The 12599-nt window shown below is 58.3% G+C and carries 10 protein-coding genes, 2 tRNA genes and 1 other RNA gene; 7 read left to right on the plus strand and 6 right to left on the minus strand.

Annotation, left to right across the window (positions count from 1 at the left end):
• The first annotated feature begins 143 nt into the window (after positions 1–143).
• From NR201_RS04290 to NR201_RS04300, 3 genes are all read left to right on the plus strand, one after another.
• Positions 144–219 (plus strand) — tRNA-Lys (locus NR201_RS04290).
• 46 nt (positions 220–265) lie between these two features.
• A tRNA-Lys gene (locus tag NR201_RS04295) sits at positions 266–341 on the plus strand.
• 43 nt (positions 342–384) lie between these two features.
• A non-coding RNA gene (locus NR201_RS04300) (RtT sRNA) lies at positions 385–518 on the plus strand.
• 494 nt (positions 519–1012) lie between these two features.
• Here the strand turns inward: NR201_RS04300 and NR201_RS04305 are convergent.
• Positions 1013–2488 (minus strand): AlkA N-terminal domain-containing protein, encoded by a 1476-nt coding sequence (locus NR201_RS04305; protein WP_256849395.1) that lies wholly within the window; start codon positions 2486–2488, stop codon positions 1013–1015.
• A gap of 158 nt (positions 2489–2646) precedes the next feature.
• Here NR201_RS04305 and NR201_RS04310 point away from each other — a divergent pair, with 158 nt between their 5' ends.
• The 3 genes from NR201_RS04310 to pnuC all read left to right on the plus strand — a co-directional run bounded on the left by NR201_RS04310 (position 2647) and on the right by pnuC (position 5124).
• The gene (locus tag NR201_RS04310) at positions 2647–3189 is read left to right on the plus strand and encodes a methylated-DNA--[protein]-cysteine S-methyltransferase (protein ID WP_010260149.1); all 543 of its coding nucleotides are present in this window, start codon (positions 2647–2649) and stop codon (positions 3187–3189) included.
• A gap of 126 nt (positions 3190–3315) precedes the next feature.
• On the plus strand, positions 3316–4377 hold the full coding sequence (nadA, locus tag NR201_RS04315) for a quinolinate synthase NadA (RefSeq protein ID WP_256849396.1): 1062 nt from the start codon (positions 3316–3318) through the stop codon (positions 4375–4377).
• A gap of 24 nt (positions 4378–4401) precedes the next feature.
• A complete protein-coding gene (gene pnuC / locus NR201_RS04320; RefSeq protein ID WP_256849397.1) occupies positions 4402–5124 on the plus strand; it encodes a nicotinamide riboside transporter PnuC in 723 nt (240 codons plus the stop codon).
• Here the strand turns inward: pnuC and zitB are convergent.
• From zitB to NR201_RS04340, 4 genes are all read right to left on the minus strand, one after another.
• Positions 5118–6107 carry a CDF family zinc transporter ZitB gene (gene zitB / locus NR201_RS04325; RefSeq protein WP_256849398.1) on the minus strand — a complete coding sequence of 330 codons (990 nt, stop codon included), beginning with the start codon at positions 6105–6107 and terminating at the stop codon, positions 5118–5120. The genes pnuC and zitB overlap by 7 nt on opposite strands.
• Positions 6085–9129 carry an ATP-binding protein gene (locus tag NR201_RS04330; protein ID WP_256849492.1) on the minus strand — a complete coding sequence of 1015 codons (3045 nt, stop codon included), beginning with the start codon at positions 9127–9129 and terminating at the stop codon, positions 6085–6087. Before NR201_RS04330 ends, zitB begins: the two co-directional genes overlap by 23 nt.
• Before the next feature lie 14 nt (positions 9130–9143).
• On the minus strand, positions 9144–9725 hold the full coding sequence (locus NR201_RS04335; protein ID WP_033756983.1) for a response regulator transcription factor: 582 nt from the start codon (positions 9723–9725) through the stop codon (positions 9144–9146).
• A 98-nt stretch (positions 9726–9823) separates the two neighbouring features.
• Positions 9824–10192, minus strand: a complete 369-nt coding sequence (locus NR201_RS04340; protein ID WP_022626030.1) for a YbgS-like family protein — start codon at positions 10190–10192, stop codon at positions 9824–9826.
• Positions 10193–10479: 287 nt separating this feature from the next.
• On the opposite strand from NR201_RS04340, the gene aroG reads away from it, so the two are divergent.
• Positions 10480–11532 carry a 3-deoxy-7-phosphoheptulonate synthase AroG gene (aroG, locus tag NR201_RS04345; RefSeq protein ID WP_256849399.1) on the plus strand — a complete coding sequence of 351 codons (1053 nt, stop codon included), beginning with the start codon at positions 10480–10482 and terminating at the stop codon, positions 11530–11532.
• 202 nt (positions 11533–11734) lie between these two features.
• On the opposite strand, the gene gpmA is transcribed toward aroG, so the two are convergent.
• Positions 11735–12487: a 2,3-diphosphoglycerate-dependent phosphoglycerate mutase gene (gpmA, locus tag NR201_RS04350; protein WP_003851893.1), complete on the minus strand. Its 753-nt coding sequence runs from the start codon at positions 12485–12487 to the stop codon at positions 11735–11737.
• Positions 12488–12599: the final 112 nt, after the last annotated feature.

Below are 12599 nucleotides of genomic sequence, written 5' to 3' on the forward strand. Positions count from 1 at the left end.
TCGTTAGCTCAGTTGGTAGAGCAGTTGACTTTTAATCAATTGGTCGCAGGTTCGAATCCTGCACGACCCACCATCTTCCTCAGACGCGCTTTTACCGCGCAGTTTTAAGAAGAACACTTCAGCATTGCTTCACAACCTAAGATGGGTCGTTAGCTCAGTTGGTAGAGCAGTTGACTTTTAATCAATTGGTCGCAGGTTCGAATCCTGCACGACCCACCATCTTATCTCAGCCGCCTGGCGCGTTGAACGGTTGTAAGCCCCCAGCGGGTCGTTAGCTCAGTTGGTAGAGCAGTTGACTTTTAATCAATTGGTCGCAGGTTCGAATCCTGCACGACCCACCAATTAAGAAAAAAGCGCCCTCAGGGCGCTTTTTTTGTTTATGCGGCACGGCGTTCCCCGTGCAGGGTGAGAACCTGCAGCAGGTTCGACTGAATCGCCAGGCGATTCAGGCTGATGCGACAGCATCACCCGAAGGGCGAGGCCCCGGATGGGCCGAGGCAATCCTGCACGACCCACCAATTAAGAAAAAAGCGCCCTCAGGGCGCTTTTTTTGTTTCTGCGGTATCTGAAAATTTTTTCAAAGCAAAACGTCACTGGTTTTTGAAGTTGTTGGCAAACTCTGGCCCGTTCCGCTGAGAGATCGAGCCTGCGCAGAGAACAGGATCAGATCGGAAAGACGCAAAAGCCGTCATCCCTGACCTGCTCGGCCCGCACCGTACCTGGCGCGGGACGCTTTCCTCTTCTGACCCTGTTCCCTGCGCGTTGAGCTTTTTCGTTGCGGCCAAATCCAGTCGGGTGCGAGTTTGTAAGCAGTCTGGAAAAGCCTCTGGCGATGGCTGTCGGCCGCGCCATTCTCTTCTGACCCTGTTCCCTGCGTGTTGAGCTTTTTCGTTGCGGTCAGATTCAGTCGGGTGCGAGTTTGTAAGCAGTCTGGAAGAGGCTCTGCATTTTTAGTTTCTGCGATACCGACTATGCAGATCAGGGCAGACTATCTGCATCCTTACATCAACCGTCACGGCTTTTTCTTTGCCTTTGCTACTGCCAGGCTCTCCCAGATATGCATCACTGCATAGCTGCGCCAGGGACGCCATGACTGCGATCGCGCCTCCGCTTCTTTCGATGACATGCCGCCCAGGTTATTCCGGATGGCAATATCCTCTTTGGGAAAGGCATCCGGCCAGCGCAGGGCGCGCATCGCGATGTAGTGCGCGGTCCAGGGACCAATACCCGGCAGGCTGACCAGCTTTTTGATGACCTCGTCTGGCGCCTGAGCGGCGCTGAGACGCAAATCTCCGCTGGCGCAGGCATTTGCAAAGGCGATGATGGCGCGGGAGCGGGCGGCACTGACAATCCCCATCGGCGCGACATCGTCTACCGTCAGTCCGGCGATGCGTTCAGGATGGGCGGTGTAGCGGGTCAGATCGGCGAACGGCGTCTCACAGGGTTCGCCAAAAGCGGCGGCAAAACGGCTGCTGACCGTGGTGGCCGCTTTGACCGTCACCTGCTGGCCGATAATGGCGCGCACACCCAGCTCAAAGGCGTCGAATGCGCCAGGCACACGCAGACCCGGATGCGAGAGCAGGCTGGGTGCCAGCAGTGGGTCCTGCGCCAGACAGGCGGCGATACGCTGCGGCTGTGCGTCGAGATCGAACAGATCGCGCAGACGGCGCAGCAGCAGAGGCAGAACCGGCGTCAGCGAGGTGGAGAGCGTCACCTGCAACGCATTCTTTTGCGGCAGATGCGAAACAGAAACCCAGCCCCGGCAGCGGCCCAGCACCACGGTGCGTCGCCAGCTGCCATCTTCCACCGCCTCGACCTCTTTCATCAGATGCGTCTGCAAAAACCAGAGCATCGCCGCCCAGTCGTAGGGAGGGCGATAGGCCAGCCGCAGCGTCACACGGTCGCCGGGCTGCGCACACTGAGAGCCCGTATCGTCCCTGCGCAGCGAGCCTGGCGTCATGCGGTAACGCGCCTGGAAGACATCATTAAAGCGCCGCAGGCTGCCAAAGCCGCTGGCATAGGCAACGTCAATAATTGGCAGCCGGGTTTCGGTCAGCAGCTGTTTAGCCAGCAGCATGCGCCGCGTCTGCTTCAGTTCCAGCGGCGAGACACCCAGCTCCTGCTGCACGATACGGCGCAGCTGACGCAGGCTGATACCGAATTCAGCGGCAATCGCCTCCAGTCCTTCACGTTCCTCCAGCATGCCTTCCTCGATACGCTGAACCAGCCGCTCGGCCACACGGTGCGGCTGATCAACCGGCGCATTACCGGGTGCCAGTTCGGGCCGACAGCGCAGGCAGGGGCGAAAGCGGGCTTTCTCCGCCGCTTCCGCGCTGCTGAAGAAAAGGCAGTTCTTCTGCATTGGCGCTTTGACCGGGCAGACCGGACGACAATAGATACCGGTTGAGGTCACGCCAACAAAAAAAACGCCGTCAAAGCGGGTATCACGAGAGGTCAGCGCCTGATAGGCAATGTCGGGATCGAGCATGGCAGTTCTCCGGTAAATAAGCGCAGCCTACACCGGTGAATCCCGGCAGACTGGCTGTTTTCGGACAGCACAACAGTTTATCGCCATGACCGAAAACAGCCAGTCAGGCTGATGAAAAGTGCGATAATAGGCGACAGAACCGTGACGGGAGAATCACCATGTACTACTTCAAACCGATAGTCACCCCGGTGGGTGAACTGAAACTGGTCGCCAGCGATAGCGGCCTGGCGGGTATTTTGTGGGAAAACGACGATCCCAAACGCACCCGGTTTTTGCCGCAAACGCGCGATGACGATCATCCCATTCTGATCGAAACTGAGCGTCAGCTCAGCGAGTACTTCACCGGTGCTCGTCGCTGCTTTGAGCTGCCGCTCGATTTTGTCGGCACTGAGTTTCAGAAAAAAGTCTGGCAGGCGCTGGTGGCGATCCCGTTTGGTGAGACGCGCAGCTACAGCCAGATTGCGCGGGAGATCGGCCATCCGCTGGCGGTGCGAGCCGTCGGTGCGGCCAATGGGCGTAATCCGCTCTCGATTGTCGCACCGTGCCACCGCGTGATTGGGGCCAACGGCAAGCTGACCGGCTTTGCGGGCGGACTGGATATCAAAGCCTTTCTGCTGGCACTGGAAGCGCCGCAAAAACCGCTGGTACTGGCAGATGAAACGCAGCCCGGCAGGGTCGGCGCTGTGATGCAGACAGAATAAATATCGCACGACACAGCCAGGCTTTTCCGCTATCGTGTTTAGCATATAAAACACGATGGCGAATTCGACGCCATAAGTCGCCGGAACAGGCGATTTTCGTTAATTAGACAAAACGAGAGCTGTGTCATGAGTGTGATGTTCGATCCAGAAAGCGCCGTTTATCCCTTTCCGCCCAAACCCGCCCGTCTGAGTGACGACGAGAAGGCGTTCTACCGTGAGAAAATTAAAGCGCTGCTGAAGGCGCGAAACGCGGTGATGGTGGCGCACTACTACACCGATCCGGAAATTCAGGCGCTGGCAGAAGAGACGGGCGGCTGCGTTTCCGACTCGCTGGAGATGGCACGCTTTGGCAGCAACCATTCGGCGACGACACTGCTGGTGGCCGGCGTGCGCTTTATGGGGGAAACCGCCAAAATCCTCAGCCCGGAGAAAACCGTACTAATGCCGACGCTGCAGGCGGAGTGCTCACTGGATCTCGGCTGCCCGATTGAAGAGTTTAACGCCTTTTGCGACGCCCATCCCGATCGCACCGTGGTGGTCTACGCCAATACCTCGGCGGCGGTAAAAGCGCGGGCCGACTGGGTGGTGACCTCAAGCATTGCGGTCGAGCTGATTGAGCACCTCGACAGTCTGAGCGAAAAAATTATCTGGGCGCCGGATCGCCATCTTGGCCGCTACGTTACCCAAAAATCGGGTGCGGACGTGCTCTGCTGGCAGGGCGCATGCATTGTGCACGACGAGTTCAAAACCCAGGCGCTGCAGCGTATGAAAGCGCTCTATCCCGACGCGGCAGTGCTGGTGCATCCTGAGTCACCGCAGGCGATTGTCGATCTGGCCGATGCGGTCGGCTCGACCAGCCAGCTGATTCAGGCCGCCAAATCCCTGCCGCATCCGCAGATGATTGTGGCGACCGATCGCGGCATTTTCTACAAAATGCAGCAGGCGGTGCCGGATAAAGAGCTGCTTGAAGCGCCCACAGCCGGTGAAGGTGCCACCTGCCGCAGCTGTGCTCACTGTCCCTGGATGGCGATGAACGGCCTTAAAGCCATCGCAGAGGCGCTGGAGTCGGGTGGGGTGGAACATGAGATTCAGGTGGATGAGACGCTGCGTGAGGCGGCGTTACTGCCGCTTAATCGCATGCTATCCTTTGCAGCGGAACTTAAACTCAACGTGAAGGGAAACGCGTAAGCGTTTTCCGGACAGGTGCTCAGCATGGACTTCTTCAGCACACATAATATTCTGGTTCACATTCCTCTGGGTGCCGGAGGCTACGATCTCTCATGGATTGAGGCTATCGGCACGCTGGCAGGCTTACTCTGCATCTGGTTTGCCAGCCTGGAAAAAATCATCAACTATCCCTTTGGCCTGATTAACGTCACGCTGTTTGCGGTGATTTTCTTTCAGATCCAGCTCTACGCCAGCCTGCTGCTGCAGCTCTTCTTTTTTGCCGCCAATATCTACGGCTGGTACGCCTGGAGTCGGCAAACCTCCGATCATCAGGCGGCGCTGAAAATCCGCTGGCTGCCGCTGCCTAAGGCGCTGGCCTGGACGGCGGGCTGTGTGATTGCGATTGCGCTGATGACCCTCTATATCGATCCGGTGTTTGCGCTGTTAACCCGTGCGGCCGTCACGCTGATGAGCGGCCTTGGCCTGTCGGTGGCGATGCCCGCGCTGCAGCCGGATGCGTTCCCGTTCTGGGACTCCTGCATGATGGTGTTGTCGATTGCGGCGATGGTGCTGATGACGCGCAAATATGTTGAGAACTGGCTGCTGTGGGTCATCATCAACGTGATTAGCGTGATGATTTTTGCCCGACAGGGCGTCTATGCGATGTCGCTGGAGTATGTGATTCTGACGCTGATTGCGCTGAACGGCTCGCGCATGTGGATCCGCAGCGCGCGGCAACAGGGTTCCCGCGCGCTGTCGGCTCAGTGAGTGTGCGCTTCGCCTTTAGCGTGAGCGTGGCCATGATCATGGTCGTGAGAATGACTGTGGTCATGGCCGGTGGCGGCAGCGCCGCTTAAGCCGAGTTCACACTCGGCACCGGCACAGGGCTGATACTCCATCTGCACGGTCGCATGCGCAATCTGATAGTGCTGGCGCAGATAGTCGTGGATACGCTGCAGCAGCGCATCGTGATCGTAAGGCGGGATCACCTGCGCATGCAGCGTCAGCAGCGGCTTTTCGCCTACCTGCCACAGATGCACATGGTGAACATTGCGCACCTCTGCGATGTTCAGGGTGAGATCCCGTATCAGCCGGTTCACATCCAGCGAACGCGGCGCCCCTTCCAGTAACTCCTGCAGACTCTCACGCAGCAGCGCCCAGGCGCTGCGCAGCACCAGCAGTGACACCAGCAACGAAAGAATCGGATCGATTGGGGTCCAGCCGGTCAGCATAATAATCACCGCCGCGACAATCGCACCCACCGAGCCAAGCAGGTCGCCCATCACATGCAGCGCCGCGGCCCGCACGTTGAGATTCTTCTCTTCGCTGCCGTGATGCAGCAGCCAGAACGACAGAATATTGGCCAGCAGGCCGCCAATAGCAATCCCCAGCATCAGGCCGCCGGTCACCGGTTGCGGGTCGGCAAAGCGGCGCACCGCCTCCCAGACGATCAGTGCGGTAATGCCCAGCAGCGCAATGGCGTTAACAAATGCGGCCAGCGTGGTCAGACGCAGCAGGCCAAAGGTGTGGCGTGCATTGGGTTTACGGCGCGAGAACTGCACCGCCAGCAGCGCCATCAGCAGCGCGGCGGCATCGGTCAGCATATGCCCGGCGTCCGCCAGCAACGCCAGTGAACCCGAGAGCCAGCCGCCAATCACTTCAGCCACCATAAAGACAACGGTCACCCCGAAGGCGGCCGCCAGACGCGTGCGATTACTATCCTGCCCGCTATGAGTGTGGGTATGTGCCATAAGATTCCAGTTTTTTCAGTAACCTGTTTGCTAATAATATCAGTAATTGCCACGTCTCAGACGTGTCCTGATGCTGTTTTGCCTGCTCCGCCAGTTGCTGGCTGAGCTGTGCGCCGTGATCCAGTCCCACCAGTAACCAGCTTCCTTTCATCCGGTGCGCCGCTTCGGCGAACGGCATCCACGCCTCGCGCTCGCGTGCTTCGCGCATCACGGCCAGATCCTGCGTCACCGTGTTGTGCAGCGTCTGGCTCAGACGGCGGAGGAATTTCTCATTCTGCTGCGCCAGTTGCCACAGATTATCATCCAGCGCCGCCAGCGGATCTTCCTGCCACTCTGCCAGCAGCGCGCTGAGATCGGCTAACTGCACCGGTTTTATTATTACCCGCTCCCGCGCCTCCAGCGGTCGTGACAGCAGCTGGGCATCCGCGGAGCAGAGCACCCGCATCGCCTGACGCTTCCGCTGACGGTCACGCCGCCGCAATATCCGCAGCAGCAGTGTGCCGTCAGGCCGCGGCATCATCTGGTCGATAAACAGCAGGTCATAAGGCTGCTGCGCATCGGCCTGCAGCAGCGCGCGTCCCTGCTCAAAGATGTCAGCCTGAATCGCAAAACGCGACAGCTGCTGCTGCATCACCAGCAGATTGGTCGGATGGTCATCGACAATCGCCACCCGCAGTTGTGGAAGGTCGGGCAGGGCAGTTTCATCCACGTGGTTTGCTGGTGCGCAGACCGCCAGTGGCAGCGTCACGGTGACCTGGGTGCCGTGACCGGCTTCAGAGGCAAGCCGGATGTCGCCGCCCATCCGCTGCACCATTTCCCGGCAGATAAACAGCCCCAGGCCGCTGCCCTGCACCGAAACCGATTTACCGGACGGCGCCTGATACCAGGGATCAAACAGCTTCTGCTGCTCCTCTGGCGGAATACCGCTGCCGCTGTCGCTCACCGTCAGAATCAACTGTTGTTGCTGTGCGGCCAGCGTCAGGCGAATCGCGCCGTGGCGGGTAAATTTCAGCGCATTGGTCATCAGGTTGTTGACCACCTGCTGCAGGCGATCGGCATCGATCATCACGGCATCAGGCAGCGGCGTCAGCGCCTCGACGATCAGATGCGGGCCGTCTTCGCGCATTAACGGATGATAAAAGTGCTGCTGCTGATTGAGCCACTGCGCCAGCGCCAGCGGACGGGGCGCCAGGGTAAAACTGTTGCTCTCGATGCGCGCATGATCCTGCAGATCATTCAGCAACGTCAGCAGCGATTGCGCACTGCTGTGCAGCAGCGTCAGGTTCTGGCTGCTGTGCTGCTGCTTCTCCAGCTCCAGCAGGCCGAGGATCGCCTGCATCGGCGTGCGCAGCTCATGGCTGACGGTCGCCAGGAACTGGCTCTTCATCGCATTGGCGTGCTCAGCCTGTTCACGCTGCTGACGCTCCCGGCGCTGTTGCCAGTAGCGGCGCGCCAGCAGCAACAGCAGCAGCGCAATGGCCGCACCTGCCACCGCCAGCACCATCATCGGCAGCGAACGCATCACCATCACGCTGCCGGGCTGTGGCGGGGTTGACCAGCTGTCGCGCATCTGACTCTGTGTGTCAGCCGGGATCTGCTGCAGCGCGCGATCCAGCAGGGTGCGCAGCACCGGCTGGTCAGGCGTCACACCCAGCGCGATCGGCCAGGCGATGTCGCTGGCGGCAAAGGCGAGATGGATGCGCGCATCATCGCGGCTGGCGATACGCCAGCGGGCGGAGAGCACGTTATCCACCAGCGCATCGATCTGCCCCTTTGCCAGCGCGTCATAGAGGCTATTACGATCGGCAAACTGCTGCGGCTGCAGATCCGCAGGCAGCAGACGCAGCGCCAGGTCATCCTGCAACACGCCGACCCGCTTGCCGCGCAGGTCGCGCCAGTGCGCCAGCGTATCGGGCTGCAGGCTGTAGATGCCCCACAGTGCGCGCCACACCGGCAGCGAGGTGCTCTGCATCGCATCGCCGTTCAGCGGCTGCATCAGCTGCAGCATCGCCTGCTGCTGACCGATCAGCGTGTTCGCCTGACGCGGATTGCTGACCCACACCGGTTCAAACTGCAGGCCGGTGCTCTGAGCTATCGCTTTCAGCAAATCCACGCCATAGCCTCTGGCGGTCCCGCTGGCATCGCGATAACTCCAGGGATAGTTGTCCGGTTCGGCGGTGTAAGTAATACGCGGATGATCGGCAATCCAGGCACGTTCAGTGGGGCTGAGCATCAGGGTCTGCGTATCCTGGTAGCGCGGCAGGGTACTGCTCCAGCGCGCCTGCAGCGTGTTCATCAGTTCTGCTGGCAACTGACGCAGGCTCTGATTAATCCAGCTGATAAGCTCCGGATCGCGGGAGACCGCGCGCAGGTTGAGCTGTCCGGCCTCGATGTGTGAGGCGATCTGATAAATCTGGCCCTGTTGCAGCTGGCTCAGCAGAAATCCGGCGCTGGTCTCATCCGCCACCACATAATCATTCTGCTGATTCAGCAGGGTATAGAGCGCCTGCAGATCACTGCTGTAGCGTCGCCAGCTGTGGCGGGCCGCCAGCGCAGGCGGCAGCTGTGCCAGCGTGCTTTCGCTGATCGCCAGTTGGGCATTCTGGCTGTTAAACATCACGGCACGCTGGTTTTGCTGATTGCGGTAGACCCGAAGCGGGCTGCTGTACCAGTTATCGCTGCTCAGCGCGCCGGCTGGCAGGGGAGAAATCCACATGCCAAGCGCAAAATCGATCTGGCCGCTGTTCAGCGCCTGCATCAGATGCGGCTGATCGCTGTAGAGGTTGAGGCTGAACTGCGCGCCAGTCAGCTGGCGCAGTGCGGAAAGATAGTCAGCATTGATGCCATACAGGTCGTTGCCGATGCGCATCGCCCAGGGGGCGTGGTTCTCTTCCAGCAGGCCAACACGCAGAATTTTGCCCTGCATGGTTTCCGCGTGTGTCACCGGTAGCATCATCGGCAGATTGATGCTGCTCACCGGACGCACCTCAGCCAGAACGGAGCCGCACAGCAACAGCAGCATCAGCAGGAGAGTTCTCACTGCTGCGCCTTCCACAGGTCAGCCAGTTCCACCACCGAACGGGCGCCGGTTTTTTCCAGAATGTTCTTTTTATGGGTGCTGACCGTTTTGTTACTGATGTGCAACTGGGCGGCGATTTGCAGATTGGAGAGGCCGCTGGCCAGCAGCGCCAGAATCTGACGCTCTTTCTGGGTCAGCGGGAGTTCCGGCTCATCATCCATCACCGGAAACGCCGTCTGACCGCCCAGCACCGCCAGGATAGCGCTAAGCAGTTGCGCCATGCGCTGGCTCTTCACCACATAACCGGCGGCACCCAGCGCCTGGGCGCGACGCACATAGTGGCGGGTCTGCTGAGCAGAGTAGATCAATACCGGACAGTCGGGCCGATGGATCTTCAGGCGACGCAGGAACTCCAGCCCATCGCTGTCCGGCAGGCCAATATCCAGCACGATGATGTCCAGTGGCTGCTGAAGCAGGGGACGGGCGGCTTTTTCACTGCTGGCAGAGAGGAGCTGAACCGGAATGGGTGACTGGCTCAGAGCGGCTTCAAGTGCCACTTCAACCAGCGGATGATCGTCAATCAGAAGCAAAACGGCCATGAAGGATTTCCTGTAAAATTCACAGGATTAGCATAGCGGAAGAGTGGGACAGAGGGGAGAAAAACCAGGAGAGCGTCAGCTCTCCTGGCTAAACAGAATTACTGGGTGGTGCCGTCGGTTTTGGTATCTACGTCACCGCCGCCCACTTTAGTCTGAACTTTTTTATTGATGTTCGGACATTTACCATCTTTACACTGGGCGTTCTGGTCCATTTCGTTAGCAGACATATTACCATGGCTGGTGGTGCTGCCGGACGTTGCAGGATTGGTATCGTTGCCAGTGTTATTAATTTTGCTGTTATCGACATTATTTGGCGGCAGATTCTCTTTCGCTCCGCCCGCTGCTGCACCTGCACTGGCTGCCTGATTCGATGTACCGTTATTGCTGCTGCTGTCTGCAGCCAGTACCGCACCGCTGCTCAGTGTCATTGCTGCTGTCAAAAAGAGTAAGGCAAACTTTTTCATCATTATGCTCCCGTTAATAAATGAAGGTGCTTTAAGCCCAGAGGTGCAATTTCGGGTAATAAAATCCCTGACGAAATATAATTCGCCGGTTGGCTTAAACAGGGTGATTTAATTTGGTAAGCGGGACGTTCCTCAGTGCTTACCATTAAAAAGTCTAGTCGCTAACCTGATTAATGCAAATATCACCCGCACATTTAACCCGCAGCGGGAATTTACACCCCAGGCGCTTCGGGCTACATTGGGCAGGTTGTGTCCGGCGGGCGCCGGGCCAGAAATAATATGGAATCAGTATGAATTACCAGAACGATGACTTACGCATCAAAGAGATTAAAGAGCTGTTACCTCCGGTTGCGCTGCTCGAAAAATTCCCGGCGACCGATCGTGCTGCACAGACCGTTTCACAGGCCCGTCAGGCGATTCATCAGATCCTGCAGGGCAAGGACGATCGCCTGCTGGTGGTGATTGGCCCCTGCTCAATTCATGACACTGAAGCGGCAAAAGAGTATGCCGACCGCCTGCTGTCGCTGCGTGATGAGCTGAAAGGCGAGCTGGAAGTGGTGATGCGGGTCTATTTTGAAAAGCCGCGCACCACGGTGGGCTGGAAAGGGCTGATCAACGATCCCTACATGGACAACAGCTACCAGCTCAACGACGGTCTGCGTCTGGCGCGTAAACTGCTGCTGGATATTAACGACAGCGGCTTACCGGCGGCGGGCGAGTTTCTGGATATGATTACCCCGCAATATGTGGCTGACCTGATGAGCTGGGGCGCGATTGGTGCGCGCACCACGGAATCCCAGGTACACCGTGAGCTGGCGTCCGGTCTCTCCTGTCCGGTCGGCTTCAAAAACGGCACCGACGGCACCATTAAGGTGGCGATCGATGCCATTAACGCGGCGGGATCGCCGCACTGTTTCCTGTCTGTGACGAAGTATGGTCACTCCGCCATTGTGGAAACCAGCGGCAACGGTGACTGCCATATCATTCTGCGCGGCGGCAAAGAGCCGAACTACAGTGCGCAGCATGTTGCAGAGGTCAAAGAGGGCCTGGCAAAAGCGGGTCTGCCACAGCAGGTGATGATCGATTTCAGCCACGCCAACAGCAGCAAGCAGTTCCAGCGTCAGATGGTTGTGGCAGACGATGTCTCACAGCAGCTGATTAATGGTGAGCAGGCGATTGTCGGTGTGATGATCGAGAGTCATCTGGTGGAAGGCAACCAGAGTCTGGAGAGCGGCGAGCCGCTGGTCTATGGCAAAAGCGTCACCGACGCCTGTATCGGCTGGGAAGATACCGACAAGGTGCTGCGTCAGCTGGCGGCAGCGGTTAAACAGCGCCGCGGCTGAGTGGGATAACTGACAAGGTCTGACCCGGTTCGCTTTGAGGATTGTGCCTCTGACCGTGTACCCTGCGCTTTGAGCTAATCAGTTGTTGCCAGGCTCATTGAATTCTTTATTCTGACAACGAACACAGTGCGCAGCGTTCGTGCGCGCAGCCCAATAAAAAAGGCCAGACTTTCGTCTGGCCTTTTTGCATTTCAGCGAGAAATTACTTCGCTTTACCCTGATTCGCAACGGCTGCGGCTTTCGCGGCAATCTCGTCCTGGTCGCCAAGGTAGTAGCGTTTCAGCGGTTTGAAGTTTTCATCGAACTCATAAACCAGCGGTACGCCGGTAGGGATGTTCAGTTCGAGGATTTCATCTTCGCTCAGGTTATCCAGATATTTCACCAGCGCACGCAGTGAGTTGCCGTGTGCGGCAATGATCACTTTCTCACCGCTTTTGATGCGCGGCAGAATGGTGTCGTTCCAGTAAGGGATAACGCGGTCGATGGTCAGCGCCAGGCTTTCGGTGGTTGGCAGCTGCTCTGGGGTCAGTTTCGCGTAACGCGGATCATGGCCCGGGAAGCGCTCATCTGAACGATCCAGCTCTGGCGGAGTAACGGCAAAGCCGCGACGCCACTGCTTAACCTGCTCATCACCATATTTGGCAGCGGTTTCCGCTTTATCCAGACCCTGCAGCGCACCGTAGTGACGCTCGTTCAGACGCCAGGTTTTCTCAACCGGCAGCCAGGCCTGATCCAGCTCATCCAGCACATTCCACAGCGTGTGAATGGCACGCTTCAGTACTGAGGTGTAAGCGAAATCGAAAACAAAGCCCTCTTTTTTCAGCAGCTGACCTGCTGATTTGGCTTCGCCACGACCTTTCTCTGAAAGGTCAACATCATACCAACCGGTAAAGCGGTTTTCGTTGTTCCACTGGCTTTCGCCGTGTCGCACCAGAACCAGCTTAGTTACAGCCATAGCTTAACTCCTTAATACTGTGATGTTTCTGTGAGATTGGAAACCTGCTGCTGCCCGCCTGACACGCGAGCTGATTGCGCCATACCATAACGGAAAAGCGGGCAGCGCGTAA

Origin of the sequence: Pantoea sp. Fr-CA_6, from assembly GCF_024520895.1 — a bacterium.
GTDB classification, from domain to species: domain Bacteria; phylum Pseudomonadota; class Gammaproteobacteria; order Enterobacterales; family Enterobacteriaceae; genus Pantoea; species Pantoea agglomerans.

Coding starts and splice junctions, on each gene's coding strand:
- NR201_RS04305 (WP_256849395.1), bottom strand. CDS start 2,488: ATGCTCGATCCCGACATTGCCTATCAGGCGCTGACCTCTCGTGATACC.
- NR201_RS04310 (WP_010260149.1), top strand. CDS start 2,647: ATGTACTACTTCAAACCGATAGTCACCCCGGTGGGTGAACTGAAACTG.
- nadA (WP_256849396.1), top strand. CDS start 3,316: ATGAGTGTGATGTTCGATCCAGAAAGCGCCGTTTATCCCTTTCCGCCC.
- pnuC (WP_256849397.1), top strand. CDS start 4,402: ATGGACTTCTTCAGCACACATAATATTCTGGTTCACATTCCTCTGGGT.
- zitB (WP_256849398.1), bottom strand. CDS start 6,107: ATGGCACATACCCACACTCATAGCGGGCAGGATAGTAATCGCACGCGT.
- NR201_RS04330 (WP_256849492.1), bottom strand. CDS start 9,129: ATGCTGCTGTTGCTGTGCGGCTCCGTTCTGGCTGAGGTGCGTCCGGTG.
- NR201_RS04335 (WP_033756983.1), bottom strand. CDS start 9,725: ATGGCCGTTTTGCTTCTGATTGACGATCATCCGCTGGTTGAAGTGGCA.
- NR201_RS04340 (WP_022626030.1), bottom strand. CDS start 10,192: ATGATGAAAAAGTTTGCCTTACTCTTTTTGACAGCAGCAATGACACTG.
- aroG (WP_256849399.1), top strand. CDS start 10,480: ATGAATTACCAGAACGATGACTTACGCATCAAAGAGATTAAAGAGCTG.
- gpmA (WP_003851893.1), bottom strand. CDS start 12,487: ATGGCTGTAACTAAGCTGGTTCTGGTGCGACACGGCGAAAGCCAGTGG.